The organism is Alteromonas sp. S005, assembly GCF_036864475.1.
GTDB lineage: Bacteria > Pseudomonadota > Gammaproteobacteria > Enterobacterales > Alteromonadaceae > Alteromonas.
Window position 1 is genome coordinate 90,022 of the sequence record NZ_JAZETN010000015.1, and the last position, 23,567, is coordinate 113,588.

The following is a 23,567-nucleotide window of genomic DNA, read 5'->3' on the forward strand; positions in this document are numbered from 1 at the left end:
ATTACGCAATCGACGGGGTCAGAGTACTTTAGTTATGTTTATCATCTTTTAGCATCAGTATGGCTAAGGAAGGGGATCGACAAAAAGCGGGACCAAAAAGTACTCTGACCTCAATCTTCATATGAGCTCTGCCACGCTCTTTAAGTAGGCTTGTTGAAGTGGTGTGAAATCCCATTCGTTTAGGGCTTCATCAAATTCAAAGTCGCCCACACGGCCACGCCACCTTTTCGTAGGCACTGTTGCCCAGCTTTTCATATATACCAGCTTTCCATGCAGGCAGTGTAATACCTCAAGTTTTGCTGGTTCTTGCTCACTGTAAGTCACACGCTCTGAGACAATAGCTCCTTCTTCACAGTCTTGGTCAAAAAATACAAAGCCGCGATAATTACCTCTTTCAGTGATGGTGATAAGCGAAGCATACTCTTTGCTGTCGGATACTTTTCTCATCGCAGGCAAATAACTGTCTGCACGCTTAATTTGAAGCCCTTGTGATTTGTTATACCACTGCCAACCCGAACTGCCCATAAAAGTTAGTTCGTTATTTTTGTCGTTAAAATCCATAAGCGTTTCAAAAGTATTCCAAGACGCAAGAGCAATCATGCACAACATTATGAAACCGGTGATGAATATGAGTGGCTTTGTCATGGAGCAAGCCCTTAGTCGATTGCAAATATCTAGTTTTCTATTTACGAAAAAAGCACATCGCTAGACTTTCATTGCAAAAAAGTAATTCGCTTTTTTTAGTCATACAAAGCTCGCCGACGCTGATTTTCGTCGTTCGATGCCTCTACAATATTAATAAATAAAGGCTACCACCTGATAACGAGTGCTTCATTGTGATTTGAAATAACGATTAGCATTATCTATTTTGTTTACTTTAATTGTATTGTTGAATCAGCGATTATCTTTTTAAACGAAAAAGGTGATTAACAAGACATTGTTAATTGCGCATGTAGTGCCCAGTTTTAGCGAGGCTATTAGTAAAGCTGAAAAGAGGGCGAGAAAAGAACTAGAAGGAATTCGCAATGAGTAAGTGTCCATTTTCAGGTACCGTTATAAATCCTACCACGCTAACATCTAGCAATGGTGCGCCCGTTGCTAATGACAATCAAAGTCGAACTGCAGGCCCGCGCGGACCTGTTACTTTCGACAACCACTATCTATTCGAGAAGCTTGCGCACTTTAACCGCGAGCGAATTCCAGAGCGTGTAGTTCACGCCCGAGGTAGTGCAGCGCATGGGACTTTCACGCTAACTAAAAATTTGTCTGACTATACTATTGCTGACTTCTTGCAAAAAGAAGGGCAAAAAACTGATGTGTTTTTGCGCTTTTCTACTGTAGGTGGCGGCCAGGATTCAAGTGATTACGCTCGTGATCCTCGTGGTTTTTCGGTGAAGTTTTACACCGCGCAAGGTAACTGGGATATGGTGGGAAATAATACCCCTGTGTTCTTCTTGCGAGATGGTATTAAGTTCCCTGATTTTATACACAGCCAGAAAAAGAACCCACGCACTAACTTGCCAGATCCTCAAGCAGTCTATGAGTTTTGGGCGAACAACCCGCAGTCGCTACACCAATCAACGATTTTGATGTCTGACCGCGGTATACCGCTTTCCTATCGCCACGTGAATGGCTATAGCTCACATACTTTAAGTTTTTGGAACAACGCAGGTGAGCGCTATTGGGTAAAGTGGCACTTTAAAACTAACCAAGGTATTAAAACGCTTACTAACGAAGAAGCTGCGAAAATGCCAGCCTTCGGTGCCCAGCAAGATCTTGTCGAAAGTATTGATAACGGTGATTTTCCATCGTGGACAGTGAACGTGCAGATCATGACCGAAGAGGAAGCACGTAATTATCGTATCAATCCGTTTGATCTTACCAAGGTATGGCCGCACAGCGACTTCCCATTAATTGAAGTAGGACAGTTGGAGTTAAACCGTAATGTTGATAACTACTTTGCAGAAACTGAGCAAGCCGCGTTCGCGCCGAGCAATTTGGTACCGGGTATTGGTGCGTCGCCAGACAGAATGCTTCAAGCGCGACTAATTGCCTATCAAGATGCTCACAGATACCGCATTGGGGCCAACTATAATCAAATACCGGTAAACGCACCACGTTGTCCGGTACACAATTATCAGCGAGATGGCGCTTTTTCTGGAATTAACCCATCACTTGCGGGAGGTGGGGCAAACTTCTATCCAAACAACCGTGCGCGAATTGGTGAGCCTGCTGAAATGCCAGAGGTACAAGAGCCACCGATGCCTTTAGAGCAAGATGCATGGTTAGACATTTACGATAACCGTGATGAAGACAACTACTCGCAAGCGGGTGAGCTGTACCGCATTATGAGTGAAGATCAAAAGCAGCAGTTGGTAAGCAATATCGCTGATGGCCTAAGCCAAGCTACTAAGGATGTTCAAGAAGCCATGTTTGTGCAATACGACCTAGCTGATAGCGACTATGGTGAACGGGTAAGAAAGGCGGTAGCAAATAGATAGTAATTGCGGGGAATCAGAGTTAATTAATGAAGATTGCTCTGATTCTTTTTATTCGAGAAATATTTACAATTTTAAAGGTAATAAAGCCGGCATATTTTGTAATGAAAGTTACGGCAGCGATAAAATGCACTTCCTTTAATTGATCATTATCATTCTGTAAGCCTTATGAGCTCTACAATAGCTAAGATGAATTCTCAAATGGGCCCGTGGTTTGCAATTACTAAGATATTAAATGACTTTAAGTGACGAAATAAGGAGATACATTATGTTACGTTGGGCTTTAATATTTTTAGTTGTCGCATTAGTTGCAGCGGTTTTAGGGTTTGGTGGAATTGCCGGCTCTGCAGCGGGTATTGCCAAAATTATATTTGGTGTTTTCGTTATCTTACTGATTATTTCAGTAGTAATGAATTTGGTTAGGGGCAAAAGTTAAGCCATAGCCAAATTTGAGCTTTATTCAAAGACTATAACGGTCAGAAAAAACAGCTGTTAGTTGTTCAAAAAGCAGCTGTTACTTTTCTATCGCCGCATCAATGGATAAATTTATCGGAGATCATCATGAGTAATAAACAGCTCATTACGAATGTAGGCATTGGACTCGCCGCAGCCTCTGCAGGAATTCTCGCGAGAAAAACGCTGCAAAAGTCTTGGGAAAAGGTAACCGATCAACCTGCACCTAAAGATAAGCAAAGTGAAAATACAGACCTTAAAGAAGCCGTTACTTGGGCAGTAGTGTCTGGCATTGGAGCAGGCCTCGCACGGATGGCCGTTCAATATGCACTAGACAAGCGTAATCCAAAGTAGCACAACAAGGTTATGCTATTGAGTAGCAACAAGGGCGTAAACGTGCAAGCGAATGGCTTGAAGTGCACGTTCTTTCCAATTGTTCCAAGTAATACGGTTGCTAATTTCGTGCTGATTCAACGTAATATAACCATGATTTAGCGCCCACACCTGCATAGCCACATCTTGTTTTTCTTCAACAGACAGGTCCTTTTTAATTAACGCGGCAGTAAGCTTTGTTAGTGTTATAAAGGCTTTTTCACCTGCCTCAATAGCTTCATCCGAAGGCGTGTAATCCTTCAAGTTAGAAGCAAAAATTAGCCGATAATGAGCAGCGTGAGTTTCCGAAAACGTTAGAATACGCTCACAGCCATCAATCACTTTTTCTGCTGCAGTATTGCCATCTGCCCCCAACATTTCACGTTCTACGAGTTCGAAACCTTCAATGTAGAGCGCATCTAAAATACCCTGCTTGCCCTTGAAATGGCTATAGATGCCGATGGTAGACATGCCCGCGCCTTCGGCTATAGCGCGCACGCTGAGCGCATTTGTACCGCCTTTCAAAAACAGTGCTGAAGCAGCATCTAAGATCTTTTGTCGCGTATCTTTTTTCATTTACACATCATTTACATGTTGCGCAATATAACACCGTTATGTAAAGTGGTTTTATAACGCCGTTATATCTCTTGGTTTAACACTTAACCTGCCTGGCCGCAGGTTATTCATAAGGACACTATATATGAAAACTGAGGAATTAACCTGCGATTATTTAATTGTTGGTGCTGGCGCGGTAGGGATGGCTTTTGCTGATGTACTGCTTCACGAGACTAACGCTAACATTCTGATTGTAGATAAAAATGCGAAGCCCGGCGGGCATTGGAACTATGCTTATCCCTTCGTCACCCTGCACCAGCCTTCAGCTTTCTATGGCGTGTGTTCAAAAGAGTTAAATCGTGGCGTTATTGATAAAACAGGATTGAATGAAGGCCTAATGGGGTTAGCGTCAGGCCAAGAAGTGAGTGCGTATTTCGATGCGGTAATGAACGAAACCTTTTTGCCTTCAAACCGAGTGCAGTATTACCCGCTTTGCGAGTACAAAGGAAATAACCAGTTTGTTTCAACCTTAAGTGGCAAGCACTACAACGTTAAGGTTAACAAGAAAATTGTTGATGCCACTTACCTAAACACTAATATACCGCTTACCCACACCCCAAGCTTTACCCGCGACGACGACGTTGCCTTTACGCCGGTTAATACCGTTGTTGAAAATATCGAAGGCTTTGACAACTACGTGGTTGTTGGCGGTGGTAAAACGGGTATTGATACCTGCCTATGGCTGCTCGAGAATCACGTCTCCCCGCATAATATTCATTGGGTCGTATCGCGAGATGCATGGTTACTGAACCGAAAAAATACGCAGCCTTTGGATAACTTCTTCTTTGATTCTATTGGGGCACAAGCAAACCAAATGGAAGCTATTGCTGCGTCAAGTTCTATCGAGGACATGTTCGACAAACTAGAAGAGCGCGGTGTTTTACTGCGCATTGATAAGGAAGTAAGACCTAGTATGTTTCACGGCGCAACGGTGAGCGAATTAGAGCTAAATGCCTTACAAACGCTTCCGTCTGTCGTTAGACAAGGTCGTGTTAAACATATCAGCCGCGAAGAACTGCGTTTTGAAAACACAGCATGGAAGATGCCAGAGAACACGCTGGTTATTGACTGCTCAGCTTCTGCACTGACTAACCTAGAGATGAAAGCGGTGTTCGATGGCGACACCATCACCCCTCAAACAGTGCGCGCCTATCAACCTGTTTTTAGTGCTGCACTTATTGCCCACGTTGAGGCTGCTTACAGCGATGAACGACAAAAGCAAATGCTGACACAAGTGGTTCCGCTGCCTAATCGCGATGTCGACTGGTTGCCAATGACCGCAGCTATGTTACGAAATATGCAAATTTGGGGTGAAGACCCAGCGCTTAAAGCGTGGATCTACCAATGTCGACTAGATGGCTTTTCAAAAATAGTACACGGCGTGGCAAAAGACGATATGCAAAAAATGCAGGTGTTAGGGCGGTTGAAACAAGCAGCGGCGCCGGCCATGCAAAAGCTGATGACTTACATACAGGGCTTAAAAGCGAGCGGACAACTTTAATAGGTTAAAAATAACGATGAAACAGTTTCAAATAGACAAAACGAACCCAAACTGCTTTCGAATAATGCAAGCTGAAGGTAGCCCCGATAACGCGCGAATAGAGGGGACTGAAAACACGAAAAGCCTAGTAATCAAAATTGAAAGGTTCGCGTTTACTGCCAATAACCTGACCTACTATATGGTGGGTGACAAGCTTGGTTATTGGCAGTTTTTTCCTCCCGTTAATACAAGTAGTAACGAAAACTGGGGTGTTATTCCAGTATGGGGTGTGGGCCAGGTAATAAGCTCCAGTAATGACTCGGTAGAAGTTGGCAGTCGCTTTTTAGGTTATTTCCCGCCCGCTGAGTATCTGGTTATGGCTAACACTACGGTGACAAACAACAATTTGATAGACTGTAGTCCTCATCGTTTGAAGTTGCCCCAAGGGTATAATGTCTACCGACCGCTTCCTGAACTAGCGGCCGATGCTAACGCTGAAGTAAACACTAAGCAGCACGAACAAGAGAACTTTCAGATGTTGTTGTGGCCGCTTTATGCAACGTCCTACTGTTTGTCGGAAGTGGTCGAATCCATACCCGCTTTAGCGCGAGAACAGTTGCTGGTGCTAAGTGCTTCAAGCAAAACCAGTTTAGGGCTTGCTTTTGCGTTAAAAGAAGCTGGTATTAGCGCGATAGGCGTCACGTCAGATAAGCGTGTCGCGTCCCTCAAAGGGTTAGATGTTTACAGCTCTGTTATTAGCTATGAACAGCTGGATATGTTGCAACTGAAAAGCACCGTTGTGGTCGACATGTCCGGTAACGCGCAGGTCAAAGAATCAATTAGACATAGACTTGGTGCGCACCTAACAAGATACATCAACGTTGGGCTTACTCACTGGCAGGACATCAAGCCGTCAAGCGATGAGGAGTTCTTCTTTGCCCCTACTCATATACAGCAGCGTATGTCTGAGATTGGGGCTGCTGAGTACCAGAAGTTAAGTAGCGGGTTTGTATCAAAAGCTATTGCGTGGAGCGCCGGTTGGTTGAACGTTAAAGAGCGTGAAGGGTTAAGCGCGCTACAAGATGACTTTAGCGAACATCAACAAGGTCACATTCCTTCAAATGAAGGAAGAATATACACACTTGCTTAGCGCGTAACCAGAGCACCCGTATCGAGTTCGAGTGCTTTGATATAAGCGCTCGTTTGAAGGTGATATCACACGTATTGGTTAAAGTAATCGGTGACTTTAGGCCATAAGTGCTGACATTTCCGTGAGAAAAACTTCATGTGACCGATTTCTTTTACGTTGTAGGCCTGTGGATCTAGCTCCTCAACTTCTGCTTCCATATTGGGGAAAATGCTAATCATATCGTGAACGTTATGAATATTAGCAATGTCGTCGTCGTTGGCGAGTAACCACTTAGAAGGTATCTGAATGGTGTCGTAGTAGTGCTGGTTTACATCACTGCCGAATCCTGTTTTTACGTATCCTTTACCGTTACACCATTTTTGCCATTGGCGCGCCACTTTTTTGGGCAGTGGCTCGCCCATGCCTACCCACTGAGACTTAGTATGGCCGAACAGTAAATTACTCACGGGGATATAGAAATTCATAAAGAAATGCGCTTTTAGCAAATAGCTTTTGCGCATATTGCGTAGACTACCTGATGAACTGCCAAAGTTACAAAAAGCAGTGAGGTCATGTACGTTGTGCATCAAACCCAATAGCTGACCTCCCGCACTATGACCAACAAGAAAATAGGGCACATTAGGGAAGTGAATCTTTAGTGTCTCGAGCACCGCTGGCATATCTTGCTCGCCCCAGGTTACGAGTGATGCGTCACTTTGTTTAACACTGTCCTTTACCGACCCGCCAATGCCACGGTTATCGAACGTGATAACGCCAAACCCTTGTTCACTCAAGTAAGTGGCAAACGCGCTATAGAATTGGCGTTTAATACCCGTCGCTGGCCCAACCATGACAGCTGCTTTAGCAGGGCGGACAGGAGAGTAAAGGGAAGCTGCAAGCGGTGTACTATCAGCACAAGTAACAGTGATATCTTTAACACTCGTACTTTTTAGGGTGTCTTGTTGCTTTATTTTGCTCGACATTGGAGATCTCTAAAACTCATCTGGTCTAACCAGTAAACCTTCTGCACCAATAAAATGCAATATCCTGACTATTTATTTTGTTAATAGTTAGTGCTGAGTGATAAGTGACGCGCAAATGCTATTGCTTATCTGGGATGGTAAGCCATAGCATTCGCGCTAAAACGAGAGATTTCCTACACCGCCAAGGTAAATACTTTAGAATTGCGCTGGAAGTTGTACAGTTCTTTTTTCACAGTAGGTAACGCACTGATGTCTGCAGGTTCAAATCCTTGCTCCAAAAACCAGTGTGCGGTAACTGTGGTCAGTACAAAAATGCTGTTAATACCCGCTTCTTTAGCACGGGAGCGCACTTCATCTAAAATCCGTTCGCCACGGTTTTTACCGCGATAATCTTGGTGGGTTGCCACACAAGCTAGCTCGGCACAGCCGTCTTCAGGGTATAAATACAAGGCTGCACAGGCGATGATCATGCCGTCACGCACTATCACTATAAACTGGTTTATTTCGTTTTCTAAACGCTCACGAGAGCGCTTCACTAACACGCCGCTTTCTTCTAGCGGTTTTATCAGCTTTAAGATACCGCCTACATCTTCGATGGTTGCAGCTCGCAACTGCTCATAATGGTGCTCCATTACTAGTGAGCCCGTACCGTCGCGTGTGAACAGTTCTTGAAGTAAAGCACCGTCTTTTTCAAAACTGATACAGTGCGCGCGTGGAACCCCAGCAGCAACACTGGTGGTAAGTGCGCTTAGTACCGTATCTTCGGTGGTGATGTCACCTGCCATGATCAACTGCTCTAGCTGAGGGCGTTCAATGGTGCGAAGTAATCTTCCCTCGCGGTTGTATATACCATCAAAATTCGAAAATACGATAAGCTTGTCAGCTTTTAGGGCTATAGCCGCCTGTGTGGCTACATCTTCGTGAGATAAGTTAAACACTTCTCCTGTTGATGAATAGCCCATAGGCGATAGCAGCACAATTGAGCCGTCGTTTAAATGGTCGTTAATGCCGGTGGTATCAATACGACGTACCAAACCGGTATTTTCAAAGTCTACACCGCCTCGTACGCCCATCGGCTTGGCAACGACCAAGTTGCCCGAACACACGCGTATTTGAGAGCCGTGCATAGGTGAGTTGGGAAGCCCCATAGTAAGCAGAGCTTCCACTTGAGAACGTACTGAGCCGGCGGCATCTTTTACGCACTCAAGGGTTTGTTTGTCGGTTATGCGCACACCGCTTTCAAAGCGACCTTCGATGTTGCGAAGGGCAACGCGCTGATCAATCTGCGGGCGGGCACCGTGCACTACGACTACGCGCACGCCCAAGCTGTTAAGCAGGGCAATGTCGTGAATAATATTAGGGAAATTAGGATGTTCAATGGCTTCGCCACCGAACATCAGTACAAAGGTCTTTCCCTGATGAGCATTAATATATGGCAGTGAACTGCGAAACAGTTTTATACCATCTTGCTGCGCTAATACCATCTAAGTAGTTCCTTACCGCTACCCTTGCTTATCCAAGTCTTCCAGCTCTTGATACAGTGCTTTAGTGACTGTTTCTTTGCTGGTTCCGCCAAGGATATTGCGCTGGTTTACGCCGTATTCCAATTGAAGTACTGGATAAACATCGTCTTCGATTTTATCGCAAATCGCCTGCATGTCGCTTAGCGGTAAATCTTCAATAGCACAGCCTTTGTCGATGGCTTGAAGCACAATGCGCCCAGCAATATCATGGCCTGTTCTAAACGGTACACCTTTACCTACCAAGTAATCGGCAAGCTCAGTGGCGTTAGAGAAACCTTGGGTTGCCGCAACGCGGCAGCGCTCTTCGTTTAGCTGCAGAGAGTCAAGCACTTCGCTGGCAATGCATAAGCAAATATGCCACTGATTTACCGTATCGATAGCGCCTTCTTTGTCTTCTTGCATATCTTTGTTATAGGCAAGCGGAAGACCCTTCATAGTAACCAAGAGTGCCTGTAATGAGCCAAACACACGGCCACATTTGCCGCGCATTAATTCAAGCGCATCAGGATTTTTCTTCTGCGGCATAAGCGACGAACCAGACGTTACGCTATCGCCAAGCTGTAAGAATCCTGCTTCACCAGAGTTATAGAAAATCATATCTTCGGCAAGACGAGACAAGTGCATCATGCTGGTGCTGGCCACAAACAAAAGCTCAAGCACAAAGTCTCTGTCCGACACAGCGTCTAGGCTGTTAAGGCATGGAGAGTCAAAGCCCAGCTCTTCAGCTATGGCATGACGGTCTACAGGGAAAGTAGTGCCTGCTAATGCACCAGAGCCTAACGGGCACTGATTCATGCGCACTTTAAGGTCGTCTAAACGACTTAAGTCACGCTTTAGCATTTCAACGTAAGCCAAGCACCAGTGTGCAAAGTGAATAGGCTGTGCACGCTGTAAGTGGGTGTAACCTGGGATAATGGCTTCTTGATGACGACTAGCGGCATTAAGAAGCGATTTGATCACACCTAAAACATCAGCGCGAAGTGAGGCAATATGTTCACGTACCCACAAGCGAAAGTCAGTAGCCACCTGGTCGTTTCGGCTACGCCCGGTATGAAGCTTACGACCAATGTCGCCAAGCTTCTCTATAAGCGCAGCTTCTACAAAGCTGTGAATGTCTTCTTCGCTAGATGCGTTAAAGTCTAATTCACCTGCATCAGCTTTCGCTTTCAACTCGCTAAGTGCTGCTTCAAGCTGGGCTTGTTCGTCAGCAGTTAGAACGCCCGCTTTTTGCAGCGCACGCGACCAGCTGATAGAGCCTTGAATATCTTGGCTTGCCATAACTTGGTCAAACGGCAGTGAGTCGTTAACCTGTTTAAACATACTACTTGCACCGGATTCAAACCGGCCACCCCACAACGCCATGCGATGCTCCTTAAATACTGTTTGTTGCCTTTGCTACCTGCGCGTAGCTGCTAAACGCTACGCGCGGTATACCATTAACCTTGATTTTTTAGTGCTTCAATACGACTTGAAAGGCTGAATAGGCGGATAAAGCCCTCAGCGTGCTTCTGGTCGTAAACATCGTCAGCACCAAAGGTAGCAAAGTCTTCAGAGTAAAGGCTGTTTGGCGATTTACGCTGGGTAACCGTAGCTTGGCCTTTGTAAAGCTTAACTACTATCTCGCCTGTCACTTTCTTAGCAAAAGACGCAGCGCCAGCAAGCAGTGCATCGTTAAGTGCGGTGAACCAACGGCCGTCGTACATCACGTGTGAGAACTCAAGACCAATCTGCTCACGGTATTTAAGCGCAGCTTTATCTAGCACCATAGTTTCTAGTGCTTTGTATGCTTTAAGCAGTACGGTGCCTCCTGGCGTTTCATAACAGCCACGAGACTTCATACCTACAAGGCGGTTTTCAACAATGTCGATACGCCCAACACCGTGCGCTGCTGCTACTGTGTTTAGCTTAACAAGTGCTTGATAAGGCGAGAGTGCTTCACCATCAACATGAGTCAGTTTACCTTCGTCAAAAGACAGGGTTACGCGCTCAGGGGCATCAGGGGCATCTTCAGGGTCAACCGTCATGGTCCACACTTGCTTGGTAGGCTCTTGCCATGGATCCTCAAGCTCGCCGCCTTCGTGTGAGATGTGCCATGCGTTTGCATCACGGCTGTAAATTTTTGTCGCTGACGCGGTTGTCGCAATATTGCGCTCAGCTAGGTAAGCCAATAAGTCTTCACGGCTTACCATGTCCCACTCACGCCATGGCGCGATTACCGTAAGATCTGGAGCAAGCGCTGCAAAGGTGCTTTCAAAACGTACCTGGTCGTTACCTTTACCGGTACAACCGTGACATAGGGCGTCGGCACCTACTTTACGGGCAATCTCAACCTGCGCTTTAGCGATAACCGGGCGCGCCATTGACGTACCAAGTAAATACTCACCTTCGTATACCGCACCTGTCGTGATAGTAGGGAAGATATATTCGCTTACGAACTCTTCTTTCAAATCAACAATGTGGCATTCGCTTGCACCAGATGCGATAGCTTTCTCGTGAAGGCCTTCTAGCTCTTCATCACCTTGGCCCACATCTGCTGCAAATGCGACAACTTCACAGCCATAGTTTTCTTTAAGCCATGGAATGATGGCTGATGTATCAAGCCCGCCTGAATAGGCCAGCACGATTTTTTTAACGTTTTGCATCTAAATAAACCTCTTAGGTGCCTGCTTAGGCGTTAAGTAATTGAGTAAGGATGGCGTTTTGGCCATGCATTCTGTTTTCGGCTTGTTGCATTAACAGCGATTTATCGCTATCAATTAACGAGCCCGTAATTTCTAAATCGCGATGGGCTGGTTGGCAGTGCATCACGTAGCTAGCACCCGTTGCTTCCATCAGCGCTTCATTTACCTGATAAGGCATGAATTTTTCTTTGATCACTTCAAGTGGTGTATCGTCACCCATTGAAAGCCATGTATCCGCATAGATAACGTCAGCGCCGTTAGCGGCGCTAAGGTCTGTGCTTTCAACAATCGATACACCCGTCTTTTCCGCAATTGCTTTCGCTTGCGCCACAATTTCAGGTGCCGCTTCGTGACCCTTTGGCGTGACTACAACTTGGTTGCAACCTAAAAGCGCACCAACAATTAACAGAGAGTGAGTTACATTGTTGCCGTCGCCTACATAAGCCATGGTAAGACCTTCGGTCTTGCCAAAGCGTTCAAACATAGTGAGGTAGTCGGCAAGGCCCTGACATGGGTGGTATTTATCGCACAGTGCATTAACTACCGGCACTTTGGCCGCTCTAGAAAAGGTCTCTAGGGTTTCGTGAGAAAACACGCGAGCGACAATTGCGTCAGCCCAGCAGGCTAGGTTGGCAGCAGTATCCACGGCATCTTCTCGACCTGCTAATTTGCCCGACTGTGCATCTAAGTACACCATATGACCGCCAAGCTTATTAATACCGATATCAAAGCTTACGCGGGTTCGCAAAGACGGCTTTTCAAACAGGGCAACAATTGATTTTCCCGCTAGTACATTGCTGTAACTTGCTGGTGCTTGTTTAATTTCTACAGCCAATTGCAGCAAGTTTTTCATTGCGTCGGGTGTCCAGTCTGCAAAGGTAAGTAGGTCCTGTTTCATTGTACTTCTCCGGCATTGCCTTTTGTAAAATCGGTATGGTGTAAGTCAGCGTTTGTTGACGGTGTATTTGTCAGCGCTGCGGGTAGAATTTGCGTACCCGTTTTATTATTTAAAATGTCGTTGATGTCGGCAGCCCAACTCGCGATATACACCGTGCGGTCTAGGCTTTCTGCAGACGCAAGTGCCGCGTCTACTTTTACTTTCATTCCGTCAGTGATCACGCCTTCATCTGCGTACTTCGATATGCTTGCAGCGTTAAGTTCGCTAATTAGCGATTTGTCACCGTCTAGCACACCTTCAACATTCGAAAGTAATAAAAGTTCCGCGTTAAGGAGTTCAGCGATAACCGTAGCTGCTTGGTCGGCATTAACATTTAGCAGTCTACCTTGTGGGCTTGAGCCAATTGAACTGATGATAGGAAGGGTTGACTGGGCTAGTACGTTTTTTAGAAACGCAGCGTCAGCTGTTGATGGCACGCCAACGGCGCCGTACTGGTCTGCCAGTGGCTCACACACCACCATATTGCCGTCTAGTAATGATAAACCAACTGGAGTAATACCAGCAGCAAGCGCCGCAGCGCAAAGCTGTTTATTGGCAGAGCCTGCGAGGGCTCCACAGATATAAGGCATATGTTCATCGGGCGTAACCCGAAGGCCATCTATTTTTGTGCTTTGAAGACCAAGACTCGCCATTAGCGTTTCCACTAATGGTCCGCCTCCGTGAACCACTACAACTGGGCGTGTTGCTTGAACGTCTTTTACGCTTAGAAATAAGCGAGTCATTGCCGCCGCATCATCAAGTAATGCACCGCCAACTTTAATTACAATTGGTGAAACACTCATAGTACTAACCCTGTCTCTACTGGTTGTTTCGTCATTATGTTAAGGCACTGTATTGCCTGAGAGGCAGCACCTTTCATTACGTTGTCGATTGCAGCGGTAATCACTGCGTATCCAGATGCTTCATCTAACTTCCAATGCAGATCAACAAATGGAGTATGAGCAACGTCGTCAATTTTTGGAAAACTCTTGCGCAAACGCACAATAGGTTTATCAGCATAGGCGTCAGTGTACGCTTGTTCAAGTTGCGCGCTGGTGGTACCAGCTTTAACCTTAACGGTCACTGTGGCCAATATTCCACGTTTAAAATTACCTAAGTGCGGCGTAAAGATAACAGGCGTGCCTAGATACGCTTCAATTTCAGGCGTATGGCGATGACCTAGTACGCCATATGCTTGAAGACTGACCTCAAAAAAACTGGTGGTTAAACTGGCCTTTCTTCCTGCACCCGATACGCCTGAAACGGCATTAATTACAGGGCGTACGCTTGCGTCAAGTAGGTTATTTTCAGCAAGTGGTTTCAGTGCACTAAGACTCGCCGTGGGGTAGCAACCCGGAACAGCAATAACATCTGCATTGGCAATTTGAGTTTCGTGCCACTCGGCAAGACCGTAAACAGCTTGAGCCAAGCTTTGCTTTTGCGTATGGGGAAAGCCGTAGAACTGTTCGAAGACATTCGTGTCTTTTAGCCTGAATGCACCCGACAAATCGAGCACTTTGGCTTTGCCCGAAGATAGGACAGGCATCCAGTCGTGGCTCGCCTCGTGAGGAGTGGCAAGAAAGATAAAATCGACACCGTCAGCCATTTCTTTTAATGCCGCATCCGAAATAGGCGTCAGTGTGGCATTAACGTGAGCCAAGTTGCCGTGAAGCTGTGCGATATTTTTCCCCGCATCACTACTTTTTTCAGATACGTAAGTACCCGCTAATTCGAGTTGAGGGTGTTGAATAACCAACTGAACAAGTTGTGCCCCTGTGTAACCACTGGCACCAATAATTGAAACGCTATACATAATTTAAAAATTCAATAAAAGGAGAAAAAAATCACTTTTTACCTTTGTAAACTGGTTGGGCGTAAATCCTTGCCTAACCGCGACCACATTACAAAGGTAAAAAGTGTGCTACCGAATAAGCATAGATGTGCACACGCATCGTCGTGCGCTATGCAAGGTGTAGCCAGCCAGGGGAGAGGTAAACTCTATATCGTTGTTAGTGGTTGAACCAACAACGCGAGTTGGTTGTGTCATCATCAATTCCTATCATGTTACAACCCAAATTACGGGTTGGATGCTTTAACCGTTGCCTAGTTTATCTATATTGAATTTTTATGCAATAAAAATGTATAAATATTTTGCCGGTTCTTGGCGGGATTTAAGCTTTAAAAATATAACTAATAATATATTTATAGTTGTGACAGTAAGTTGACAAGTTAATCAATAAAACTGAATATTTATATTTGCTCGCTATAAGTAGTAGTGAGTCTAGTTTTTAGCGGCATTGATGGTGGAAAAACTAAAAAGTTAATTTGGTCTTTGCAATGGTCTACCACATAAGTGGGTGGAAAAGCGCAAGCGGACTATGCAAATAGGCAGTTAAAAATAATAGGTAGCGAAATGCCTATGTAAATCACTGTGAACCTAGATTGTTGGGATTAAACTCGGAAAATAAAATGAGCAAACTTACTTTAGCGCTGGTGGCGCACGACCATAAGAAGCCCGAATTGCTAGCATGGGTTAAACAGCATATTGACGTACTTAAGCAGTGTAATTTGGTGGGGACAGGAACTACGGGCGGATTAATTGCCAGCGAAACGGGATTAGACGTCACACGCTATAAAAGTGGCCCACTTGGTGGGGACCAGCAAATAGGCGCGTTGATCGCAGAAAACAAGCTAGACGCGCTATTCTTTTTTTGGGACCCATTGAATCCAGCGCCCCACGACCCCGATGTAAAAGCGCTATTGCGGTTGTGTTCAGTGTGGAATGTACCTGTAGCCTGTACGCCAGCCACGGCAGATTTGGTAATTACGTCACCGCTTTTCTTATCACCTGATTACAAGCCAGTTAAACCGAGCTTCTAGAAAACATAACTAATAACCAGCCATAAAAAAGGCTGGCCGAAACCAGCACTTTTTACGGTGGGTAAGATGGGGGGATGGGCGAAAAAAGCTAAGCGTTAAGGCTTAAATAGCTCGTCTAGCTTATGTTCTTCTTCACGCAGTGCTTCCAGTTTCGCTTGTTGCTCAGATGACAAAACTTGAAACATGGCTTGGCGCTGTTTAGCTTTTTCTACGCCGGCGCTAACTAGGTCACCTTTGTATTGGGCGATAAGCGCATCCCAAGCGTCCTGAGAGAAAGACTGGCTGCGAACCAAATCGCGCTGGGCATCTTTAAAATTGCGTAGCAACTCTCCATTCGTTTTAGATGTATCTTTAAATGTCTCGCGAAGCTCAGCAAGGCTTGCTATTTGTTCGTCGGTTAATTCAACGCCTTCGAACAAAAATTCCCTGGGTTTGCGGTTAGGGCCTTTAACCTCACCAATCATTCTTTTGGCAAAGCGAGCTTCTTGTGCTTCGAAAGCATCATGGTGTTTTTGTCTATCTAATTCTCTTTTAGCGTCTCGTGCTAAGAGAGTTGCTTGTTGCTCTTCATTCAGCACGTTGTAAATGTCGTGACGCAGTTGTGCAAAAGCGAAATGCTTTGCTTCGCGCTCTTTAATCTGAGTTTGAATAAACGCGTTTATCTGTGCTTCTGTGGCGGTAGCAAAATCTAGGTTAGGTTTTTCATTATCACCAAATTTAGGGCGAGGGTTAGCGTCTTTAAATGCGCTTACGAGTGTTTTTATTTCCTCGCGCTGAGCGTCACTTAAGCTTAGACCGCGAAGATGTTTAACAATTTCTTTAACCGGTTCGTGGTGACGTATTCCAGGCTCTGGTGGCTGGGCCAATGCAAAGCCTCCTATGCCAATCGCTGCTACTGTTGCACTAGCAATTAATAACTTTTTCATTGTCGTCTCCTTTTTTTCGGACACGCTAATCGTAGCTTTCTCGACTAAAAAAGCAGTCAATGCAGTGTAAAGCTTATGTAAAGGTAATGCCGATTTATGATTGTAAAGGTCTGAAAAGATATAGTACGCGTTTTGTCAGTGTTGTTTGTCGGCTTGAGGCGAGTCACACCGAATGCGTAGGTTGAGTTTCTTCCAATTTACAGGCATTTTCATGAATCTAGCAGTTAAAGAGTTTAATACCATGAGTTCAGATTTTCACTTGCAGTCTATTCTTGTTATTGATGATGACTTAGAGCTTACAGAAATGCTTTGTACGTATTTATCGGGTATGGGTTATCAAGTGCAAGTACGCAACAATGGCGAAGAGGGACTATCAGAAGCGGTCTCTGGGCGTCATTACGATCTGATATTGCTTGATGTGATGATGCCTAAAATGGATGGTTTCGATGTATTAAAGAAACTAAGAGCCAGTCACAGTACGCCAGTGCTTATGCTTACAGCAAGAGGCGATGACTATGACCGCATTTTAGGCCTCGAGATGGGGGCCGATGACTATCTACCTAAGCCTTTTAATCACCGGGAGCTCGTTGCGCGAATAAAAGCTATAGTTCGCCGTCATAATTTGTCATCCACGGGCGGCGCTGTTGAACAGGACTTATTCGTCAACGGTATCTTTTTAAGCCCCAGCAGTCAGCTGGCGAAAGTGGATGATATCGAACTAACGCTTACAACAACGGAATTTTTGATCCTGCGCCTATTAATGCTTAATGCGGCCCAGCGAGTAACGAAAGAAGAAATAAGTTTAAAAATATTGGGTAAGCCATTACAGGCTTTTGATAGAAGTATTGATATGCACGTAAGTAACTTGCGCAAGAAAATAGGCGCAGTGGCTGCGGATGAGAAAATTAAAACCATCCGAGGCGTGGGATATATGTTAATTGTTGGAAGTCATTGATGGTAAAACTGTTACGCAGTATAAGCCCTACGCGGGCCATCATGGGCCGCTTGTTCCTTTGGTTTTGGGCTACATTTATTGTCACCGCCTTATTGGCTATTTGGGGTAGCCGATTATTTTTTGAAGACTTGGAAATTGTAGCAATACAGCCGCGAGAAATTGCTGTTCTAAACCAAGTAGTGGAACATTTGCAAAACAGTCGCTTCCAAAATGCACCGCTGCACGAGCCTCTTGACCGCTTTTCTCGAGGAGGGAGAGGTCGAATGGTTGCTGTCGACATGAGTGATAACCGCCTTATTTCGGGTGGGGGTCCTCCGCTTCGTGAAAATGATAAAGAAGATTTACTTCGACTGGTTAACCAAACATCACCCATTGCGGTAAAGCGGGGGGCATTTAAAATCTTGGGCCCGGTTTTCTTTGAGCGCAACGGCACCCGATTTGCGCTTTTTACGGTTAGACTGGAAATGCCTGAAAAGCAAACGCCTCCTGTTTTACTGTTTCTTACTATCGCGTTGATCACCACTGTATTGTTAAGCTGGTTGTTTGCGAAATCACTGACTAACCCAATACTGCGTATTCAAAGCTCAGCGAAACGTATAGCAAGCGGCGACTGGCAGGCGCGAGTTGGCCGAGCGGCTAAGCGTCAGGACGAGCTAGGACAGCTTTCTCGTGATTTTAATAAAATGGCTGAGCAGTTAGAGTCTATGTGGGGGGCGCAAAAGCGCTTGTTAGCCGATGTATCCCACGAGCTTCGCTCTCCGCTCGCACGTTTGCAAATGGCGCTTGGGCTTGCTCATCAGCAGAACGTAGATCCTGAAACTCTATCTCGAGTCGAGCGAGAGGCAGAGCGTATGGAAGCGCTAGTGAGCCAATTGCTCACATTAAGCCGTGCTGAAGCTGGTGAAGCTACTATGCAAAAGCAAATGCTATCGCTAGTGTTAGACGATGTTTTTACCGATGCGAATTTTGAGGCAGCAAATAAACACAAGCAGCTGAAAATTGATGAAATTCCCAAAGCTTTAGTCGTTGTCGACAGTGTGATGCTTTGCCGCGCTGTTGAGAATGTTCTGCGCAACGCTATACGACATAGTGCTTTATCCACACATATATCTTTTAGCGAAGATGCTAAACACTGGTGCATTCATATCACCGATGACGGAGATGGACTGACAGTAGAAGAATGTGAACGTATATTTTCACCTTTTTACCGAGCTACGCTTGCCAGAGAGCGGGAGTCTGGAGGTGTTGGTCTGGGTTTATCCATTGCAAAAGCGGCGGTTGAGTTGCATCATGGGCTCATTATAGCTGAACCTGTTGAGCGCGGTGGACTGCGAGTCACTCTGTCATTCCCGAAGTAGTAACCTATACTTTGACAGTAGTATGTAGCTTCACAATGAGCGCAAATTGACCGTTATAGGGTATTTATGAACTGGACGTTCACGTCGGAAGAGAATTTAGCCAGCACCTTTGCCACTCACATCAACCCGTTTTGGCAGAAGAGTGTCACTGAAAGCCACTTCACCGGCAAAGATGATATAAAGGTGCGCTACGCCTACTGCATTCCAGAAACGCCACGAGCAACCATTGTTATTTGTTCTGGGCGTATTGAGTCTTACTTAAAATACAAAGAATTTATTTACGACCTCTATCAAAATGGCTTTGCCGTTTTTATTCTTGATCACCGAGGGCAAGGTCTGTCAGACAGAATGACACGGGATCCCCAACACGGCTATGTTGCACATTTCGATGACTATGTAGACGATTTCGTTGCCTTCGTTGAGTCTATCGTTAAGCCTATGCAACAAGGCCCTTTGTTGTTAGTTTGCCATTCAATGGGCGGCGCTATTGGTGCGCTTACGCTATTGCGTTTACCCAATTTGTTTTCTAAAGCTGTATTGGCTTCCCCCATGTTCGGTATTAAACCTTCATTGCCCAATTGGTTGGCAAACGGTTTAATTCGCACTGGACTTGCGGTTAATAGAATGAAAAAAGCCGATGCAGGCTACTTTTTTGGGCAAACCCCGTATATCGCGTTTCCTTTTTCTTTGAATAAGCTTACCCATAGCAAATCCCGCTACGCGTTGTTTCGCGAGCTTTATGATGAAGAGCAAGATATCCAGCTTGGGGGCGTAACTACCGAGTGGTTGGCCGCAGCCCATCAGGCCATGAATAGAATTGAAACTAGTGCGGGGGCAATCACTACCCCGTCGCTGGTTTTAAGCGCCGACGATGACGCCATAATAGATAATAAGCGCCAACGGCGGGTGGCACACCTAATGCCAAATGCTGAGCTTGAGATTATACCAAGGGCTTATCATGAGTTATTCACCGAGTCAGACGACATTCGCGAACGCTCTCTTTCCAGAATTTTAGACTTCTTGATCGCAGAGTAGGTGATGAATTGCTGTGTTTCGTTATAGAATGAGTCGGTTAATAACAGTGAAGGTAGTTTGAAAAACATGCTTGATGTCGTACTTTATCAGCCAGAGATCCCGCCAAATACGGGAAATATTATCCGTCTATGCGCAAACAGTGGGTTCACACTACATCTAATCGAGCCCTTAGGTTTTGAGTGGGACGACAAGCGAGTACGACGTGCAGGTTTAGATTATCATGAATTTGCTCACGTTAAGCGCCATGCAAACTTAGAAGCCTACCTTGAAGACGCGAAGCCGAACCGCGTATTCGCTTGTACAACAAAAGGCAAAGCGTTTCATAGTGATGTATCGTATAAAAAAGGCGATGCACTTATATTTGGCCCTGAAACTCGCGGCTTACCGGACGATTATATTCAGTCGTTACCTCCTGAGCAGCGCGTTCGCATTCCCATGTTGCCAGACAGTCGCAGCATGAACCTATCTAATGCCGTATCTGTCTTTGTATACGAAAGCTGGCGTCAGTTTGGCTATGAAGGTGCCCGATAGTAGAAGGTAGGCAAAAGTTGCCTGAAGATATACCTGTTAAAAACGTCCTGTAACAAGGGCTTTTTTATGCCTAATGTAAAGACAGCGTAAAGCCCCTCAAAGTCAGTTTTCGTTCAGCTTCGCTCATTAGTATAGCCTTTGAATATACACAAATGAGTTAGGAGTAGTATTATGAAACGTATCACACTGAGTATTATCACTGGCGTTTGCTTAATTATTGCGGGGCAGGCAAGCGCCCATTCAGGTCATCATTCTCACTCGAATAGAGGGGTGAATGAAAGAGTCACTATTATTACGCAACCTGCTCGTCCGCTTATTGACGTAGCCATACGCGTTCCTGAAATTGGACTGTACGTCAATGTATTACCAGGGGCGCATAGGGTGGAGGTTATCGATAATCATCGTTATTACGTTGATAATAATCATTACTATCGCAAGCATGGGAATCGCTATGTGGTTGTCGATTCACCCTACAAAAAGGTGAAAAAAGTGAAACACCACAAGCGCAGTCACGCTAGATATCACGACAACGCTAAAGTGATCGTGGTAAGAGAAGGGCGCTAAATTCAGTTTAATAAGCTGGAAAAGATAGAAAGAGTGGGGCGTTAAGAGGCTGATGGTTTTTGCTATAAAGCAAAAACCATCAAGTATTCACTAGGCTTCTTTTTTGAGGTCTCGACCAAGCAGGGCTAAGGCCGCCTCTTTAGGGGATTTTCCGTGATAAAGCACAGCATAAATTTGTTCACAAATAGGCATTTCTACGCCTATTTTCTTAGACAAAATGTGAACTTCCTCAGTATTGCGATATCCCTCAACCACTTGTCCGATTTCGTCAATAGCAACATCGACACTCTTGCCTTGACCCAAAGCCAGACCAAAGCGACGATTGCGCGATTGATTGTCTGTACAAGTTAAAACTAAATCGCCAAGGCCTGCCATACCCATGAACGTCTCAGGATTGGCGCCTAGCTTTACGCCTAAGCGGGTAAGCTCTGCCAAACCTCGGGTGATCAGCGCCGTTCGCGCGTTTGCACCAAAGCCAAGACCATCGGCTAAGCCCGCGCCAATAGCGATAACATTTTTAACCGCACCACCAAGCTGAACGCCAGTAAAGTCTGAGTTTTTGTATACTCTGAACGACTTTGCGCAATGCAGCTTTGCTGCAAATTCGTCACTCAGCGTATCGTCAGTGGAAGACAGCGAAATTGCAGTAGGTAAGCCCGCTACCATTTCTTTAGCAAAAGTAGGGCCTGATAACACGGCTAGGGGATAGTCGGTACCCAGTATTTCCTCTGCCACATCGCGAAGCAAACGGCCAGTTTTTGGCTCAAGTCCTTTGGTCGCCCAAATAATGCGTTGATGCGGTTTAAGCAATGGCTTTAAGCTTTGAAGCATATCTGCAAATGCATGGCTAGGTACAACCACTAAAATATCTTGGCTGGCAGCCACCACTTCTTCTAAGTTGGCATTTACCACTAGGGCATCTGGAAATGTTGCGCCGGGAAGATAACGAGCATTCTCTCGATTCGCTTCCATTTCGGCAATGTGCTTTTCATCTCGGCCCCAAAGCAGTGTGGGGTTGCCATTTCTGGCAAGACAAAAAGCAAGGGCGGTGCCGTAAGACCCCGCCCCTAATACTGAAACAGACCCTGAAACCGAATGCGACTTCATGTCCACGCCTTTCATGTTCACCTAATTAGGCGTCCATTTTTGGCGCTTCGCCCTGCGCTTGCTGTGCACGTTTTTGCACGTAAGCTGCAAAGATAGCGTCGAAGTTTACAGGCGCTAGGTTAAGTGGAGGGAATGTTCCACGGTTAACCAAGTTAGAAATGGTTTCACGCGCATATGGGAAAAGCATATTCGGGCAGAACGAGCCCAGTGTGTGCGCTTTATTTTGGTCTGGCATTTCGCCAATAGCGAAGATACCTGCTTGTTGCACTTCACAAAGGAATGCTGTTTCTTCACCAAGCGTTGCCGTAACGGTAACTGAAAGTACAACTTCAAATACATTTTCTTCTAGCTTGTTAGTGCTAGTGTCAATGTCTAGTTTAATTTCTGGCTTCCACTCTTTAGTAAAAATAGCCGGTGCGTTTGGAGACTCAAAAGAGATATCTTTGGTGTAGATACGCTGAATATTGAACTGAGCGCCTTGTTGCGCTTGTGCGCCTGCTGCTTCTCCGGGATTTGTCTGATTTTCGTCAGCCATGGTATTTCCTATTTAATTGTCGTTTTAATTTAATGTAGTGCGTTGCTGTATGCGCTGACGCTTACGCTTACGCTAAACCCAGCATTGGGTTAAGCTTGCTTTGTGCTTCTAAAGCCATCATATCGTCACAGCCACCAACGTGCTGATCGTCAATGAAAATTTGTGGAACGGTCCAGCCGCCATTCGCGCGCTCAATCATTTTGTCGCGCAGCTCAGGCTTAACGTCTATTGGGTATTCGATAAATTCTACACCTTTTTGCGTCAATAGTGCTTTTGCACGGTGGCAGTAAGGGCAGTGGCCCTTGGTGTAAAGTTCTACTTTGCTCATAAAGGTTACCTGTTATTTAGAAACGGGAAGGCTGGCACTTTGCCACGCGTTCATTCCGCCTTTTAATACATTAACATTCGCGAAGCCATCTTTAAGCATCGCATTTGCTGTACCACGAGCCTGATTACCCATAGCGCATACTACGATAATGGGTTTGTCTTTGCTGTTTTCAAGTTTCTTAAAGTTTTTCTCACGCACTTCTTCAGGTTTAATCTGTCTTGCACCTAAGATGTGACCAGCTTTAAACTCTTTTACAGGACGTGTATCTAGCACAATCGCATCGTCTTTGTTCATTAAAACCGTTGCTTCGTGCGTGCTTAATTCTTTTACTGAAGATGTCCATGCACTGATATAGCTAAATATCAACATGGCAATCAGCGCAACCCAAATACCAGCAAGAATAATATTGTTGCTAGCAAATTCTACTAGTTGATCCATTACCTCTAACCCTGTCTACAGACCATGAAAAGAGTGCAAAGTATATAGAAAAATGGGCGAGAAACCAGCTTACCTTTCAGTTAGCGAAGAGACGGACACCACGCCTTGAACATAAATACTTTAGATGATTGATATTACGGATAAATTGCACTGGGCATATGGGAAGCCGTCAGATACACTGGATGTTGGTATTAATAGTAGTGGTGAAAAGCAGCGGTTGAGCAGTAAGGCACCATTAC

The 23,567-nt window shown here is 45.4% G+C and carries 25 protein-coding genes; 11 read left to right on the forward strand and 14 right to left on the reverse strand.

Going from position 1 to position 23,567, the window contains the following annotated elements; all coding sequences use genetic code 11:
• Nucleotides 1–117: 117 nt before the first annotated feature.
• Nucleotides 118–645, reverse strand: coding sequence for a hypothetical protein (locus tag V7R55_RS15745; protein ID WP_334060237.1), 528 nt, complete (start codon nucleotides 643–645; stop codon nucleotides 118–120).
• Nucleotides 646–1,025: 380 nt separating this feature from the next.
• Here V7R55_RS15745 and V7R55_RS15750 point away from each other — a divergent pair, with 380 nt between their 5' ends.
• The 3 genes from V7R55_RS15750 to V7R55_RS15760 all read left to right on the forward strand — a co-directional run bounded on the left by V7R55_RS15750 (nucleotide 1,026) and on the right by V7R55_RS15760 (nucleotide 3,305).
• Nucleotides 1,026–2,501: a catalase gene (locus V7R55_RS15750; protein ID WP_334060238.1), complete on the forward strand. Its 1,476-nt coding sequence runs from the start codon at nucleotides 1,026–1,028 to the stop codon at nucleotides 2,499–2,501.
• Nucleotides 2,502–2,766: 265 nt separating this feature from the next.
• Complete coding sequence (locus V7R55_RS15755) at nucleotides 2,767–2,934, forward strand: DUF1328 domain-containing protein (RefSeq protein ID WP_334060239.1); 168 nt, start codon at nucleotides 2,767–2,769, stop codon at nucleotides 2,932–2,934.
• A gap of 125 nt (nucleotides 2,935–3,059) precedes the next feature.
• Nucleotides 3,060–3,305 (forward strand): DUF4235 domain-containing protein, encoded by a 246-nt coding sequence (locus V7R55_RS15760; RefSeq protein WP_334060240.1) that lies wholly within the window; start codon nucleotides 3,060–3,062, stop codon nucleotides 3,303–3,305.
• Between the two features lie 15 nt (nucleotides 3,306–3,320).
• Here V7R55_RS15760 and V7R55_RS15765 read toward each other — a convergent pair whose 3' ends face one another.
• Nucleotides 3,321–3,899 carry a TetR/AcrR family transcriptional regulator gene (locus tag V7R55_RS15765; RefSeq protein WP_334060241.1) on the reverse strand — a complete coding sequence of 193 codons (579 nt, stop codon included), beginning with the start codon at nucleotides 3,897–3,899 and terminating at the stop codon, nucleotides 3,321–3,323.
• Nucleotides 3,900–4,023: 124 nt separating this feature from the next.
• Between V7R55_RS15765 and V7R55_RS15770 the strand changes: the two genes are divergently transcribed.
• Together V7R55_RS15770 and V7R55_RS15775 are read left to right on the forward strand one after the other, a co-directional pair.
• A complete protein-coding gene (locus V7R55_RS15770; RefSeq protein WP_334060242.1) occupies nucleotides 4,024–5,439 on the forward strand; it encodes an NAD(P)-binding protein in 1,416 nt (471 codons plus the stop codon).
• A gap of 16 nt (nucleotides 5,440–5,455) precedes the next feature.
• Nucleotides 5,456–6,568, forward strand: a complete 1,113-nt coding sequence (locus tag V7R55_RS15775; protein WP_334060243.1) for a DUF2855 family protein — start codon at nucleotides 5,456–5,458, stop codon at nucleotides 6,566–6,568.
• Nucleotides 6,569–6,633: 65 nt separating this feature from the next.
• Here V7R55_RS15775 and V7R55_RS15780 read toward each other — a convergent pair whose 3' ends face one another.
• The 7 genes from V7R55_RS15780 to argC form a co-directional block, all read right to left on the reverse strand.
• The gene (locus tag V7R55_RS15780; RefSeq protein ID WP_334060244.1) at nucleotides 6,634–7,530 is read right to left on the reverse strand and encodes an alpha/beta hydrolase family protein; all 897 of its coding nucleotides are present in this window, start codon (nucleotides 7,528–7,530) and stop codon (nucleotides 6,634–6,636) included.
• Between the two features lie 173 nt (nucleotides 7,531–7,703).
• Nucleotides 7,704–9,014, reverse strand: coding sequence for an amino-acid N-acetyltransferase (gene argA / locus V7R55_RS15785; protein WP_334060245.1), 1,311 nt, complete (start codon nucleotides 9,012–9,014; stop codon nucleotides 7,704–7,706).
• An 18-nt stretch (nucleotides 9,015–9,032) separates the two neighbouring features.
• Nucleotides 9,033–10,415: an argininosuccinate lyase gene (gene argH, locus V7R55_RS15790; protein WP_334060246.1), complete on the reverse strand. Its 1,383-nt coding sequence runs from the start codon at nucleotides 10,413–10,415 to the stop codon at nucleotides 9,033–9,035.
• Nucleotides 10,416–10,489: 74 nt separating this feature from the next.
• On the reverse strand, nucleotides 10,490–11,695 hold the full coding sequence (locus V7R55_RS15795; RefSeq protein ID WP_334060247.1) for an argininosuccinate synthase: 1,206 nt from the start codon (nucleotides 11,693–11,695) through the stop codon (nucleotides 10,490–10,492).
• 25 nt (nucleotides 11,696–11,720) lie between these two features.
• Nucleotides 11,721–12,632: an ornithine carbamoyltransferase gene (locus tag V7R55_RS15800; protein WP_334060248.1), complete on the reverse strand. Its 912-nt coding sequence runs from the start codon at nucleotides 12,630–12,632 to the stop codon at nucleotides 11,721–11,723.
• Nucleotides 12,629–13,474, reverse strand: a complete 846-nt coding sequence (gene argB / locus V7R55_RS15805) for an acetylglutamate kinase (protein WP_334060249.1) — start codon at nucleotides 13,472–13,474, stop codon at nucleotides 12,629–12,631. Before argB ends, V7R55_RS15800 begins: the two co-directional genes overlap by 4 nt.
• Nucleotides 13,471–14,484, reverse strand: a complete 1,014-nt coding sequence (gene argC / locus V7R55_RS15810) for an N-acetyl-gamma-glutamyl-phosphate reductase (RefSeq protein ID WP_334060250.1) — start codon at nucleotides 14,482–14,484, stop codon at nucleotides 13,471–13,473. Before argC ends, argB begins: the two co-directional genes overlap by 4 nt.
• 656 nt (nucleotides 14,485–15,140) lie before the next feature.
• Here argC and V7R55_RS15815 point away from each other — a divergent pair.
• Nucleotides 15,141–15,551 carry a methylglyoxal synthase gene (locus V7R55_RS15815; protein ID WP_334060251.1) on the forward strand — a complete coding sequence of 137 codons (411 nt, stop codon included), beginning with the start codon at nucleotides 15,141–15,143 and terminating at the stop codon, nucleotides 15,549–15,551.
• 95 nt (nucleotides 15,552–15,646) lie between these two features.
• On the opposite strand, the gene V7R55_RS15820 is transcribed toward V7R55_RS15815, so the two are convergent.
• Entirely contained in the window at nucleotides 15,647–16,477 is an 831-nt protein-coding gene (locus V7R55_RS15820) for a Spy/CpxP family protein refolding chaperone (protein WP_334060252.1), read from the reverse strand.
• A 211-nt stretch (nucleotides 16,478–16,688) separates the two neighbouring features.
• On the opposite strand from V7R55_RS15820, the gene V7R55_RS15825 reads away from it, so the two are divergent.
• The 5 genes from V7R55_RS15825 to V7R55_RS15845 all read left to right on the forward strand — a co-directional run bounded on the left by V7R55_RS15825 (nucleotide 16,689) and on the right by V7R55_RS15845 (nucleotide 20,920).
• Complete coding sequence (locus V7R55_RS15825) at nucleotides 16,689–17,432, forward strand: response regulator transcription factor (protein ID WP_334060253.1); 744 nt, start codon at nucleotides 16,689–16,691, stop codon at nucleotides 17,430–17,432.
• The gene (locus V7R55_RS15830; RefSeq protein WP_334060254.1) at nucleotides 17,432–18,790 is read left to right on the forward strand and encodes an ATP-binding protein; all 1,359 of its coding nucleotides are present in this window, start codon (nucleotides 17,432–17,434) and stop codon (nucleotides 18,788–18,790) included. Before V7R55_RS15825 ends, V7R55_RS15830 begins: the two co-directional genes overlap by 1 nt.
• 66 nt (nucleotides 18,791–18,856) lie before the next feature.
• Nucleotides 18,857–19,825 carry an alpha/beta fold hydrolase gene (locus V7R55_RS15835; RefSeq protein WP_334060255.1) on the forward strand — a complete coding sequence of 323 codons (969 nt, stop codon included), beginning with the start codon at nucleotides 18,857–18,859 and terminating at the stop codon, nucleotides 19,823–19,825.
• A 66-nt stretch (nucleotides 19,826–19,891) separates the two neighbouring features.
• A complete protein-coding gene (trmL, locus tag V7R55_RS15840; protein ID WP_269918200.1) occupies nucleotides 19,892–20,356 on the forward strand; it encodes a tRNA (uridine(34)/cytosine(34)/5-carboxymethylaminomethyluridine(34)-2'-O)-methyltransferase TrmL in 465 nt (154 codons plus the stop codon).
• A gap of 171 nt (nucleotides 20,357–20,527) precedes the next feature.
• On the forward strand, nucleotides 20,528–20,920 hold the full coding sequence (locus V7R55_RS15845; protein WP_334060256.1) for an NAD(FAD)-dependent dehydrogenase: 393 nt from the start codon (nucleotides 20,528–20,530) through the stop codon (nucleotides 20,918–20,920).
• Nucleotides 20,921–21,010: 90 nt separating this feature from the next.
• Here V7R55_RS15845 and gpsA read toward each other — a convergent pair whose 3' ends face one another.
• The 4 genes from gpsA to V7R55_RS15865 form a co-directional block, all read right to left on the reverse strand.
• A complete protein-coding gene (gene gpsA, locus V7R55_RS15850; RefSeq protein WP_334060257.1) occupies nucleotides 21,011–22,042 on the reverse strand; it encodes an NAD(P)H-dependent glycerol-3-phosphate dehydrogenase in 1,032 nt (343 codons plus the stop codon).
• A 10-nt stretch (nucleotides 22,043–22,052) separates the two neighbouring features.
• On the reverse strand, nucleotides 22,053–22,562 hold the full coding sequence (gene secB, locus V7R55_RS15855) for a protein-export chaperone SecB (protein ID WP_025256765.1): 510 nt from the start codon (nucleotides 22,560–22,562) through the stop codon (nucleotides 22,053–22,055).
• A gap of 67 nt (nucleotides 22,563–22,629) precedes the next feature.
• Entirely contained in the window at nucleotides 22,630–22,890 is a 261-nt protein-coding gene (gene grxC / locus V7R55_RS15860) for a glutaredoxin 3 (protein WP_334060258.1), read from the reverse strand.
• Nucleotides 22,891–22,902: 12 nt separating this feature from the next.
• The gene (locus V7R55_RS15865) at nucleotides 22,903–23,328 is read right to left on the reverse strand and encodes a rhodanese-like domain-containing protein (RefSeq protein WP_334060259.1); all 426 of its coding nucleotides are present in this window, start codon (nucleotides 23,326–23,328) and stop codon (nucleotides 22,903–22,905) included.
• Nucleotides 23,329–23,567: the final 239 nt, after the last annotated feature.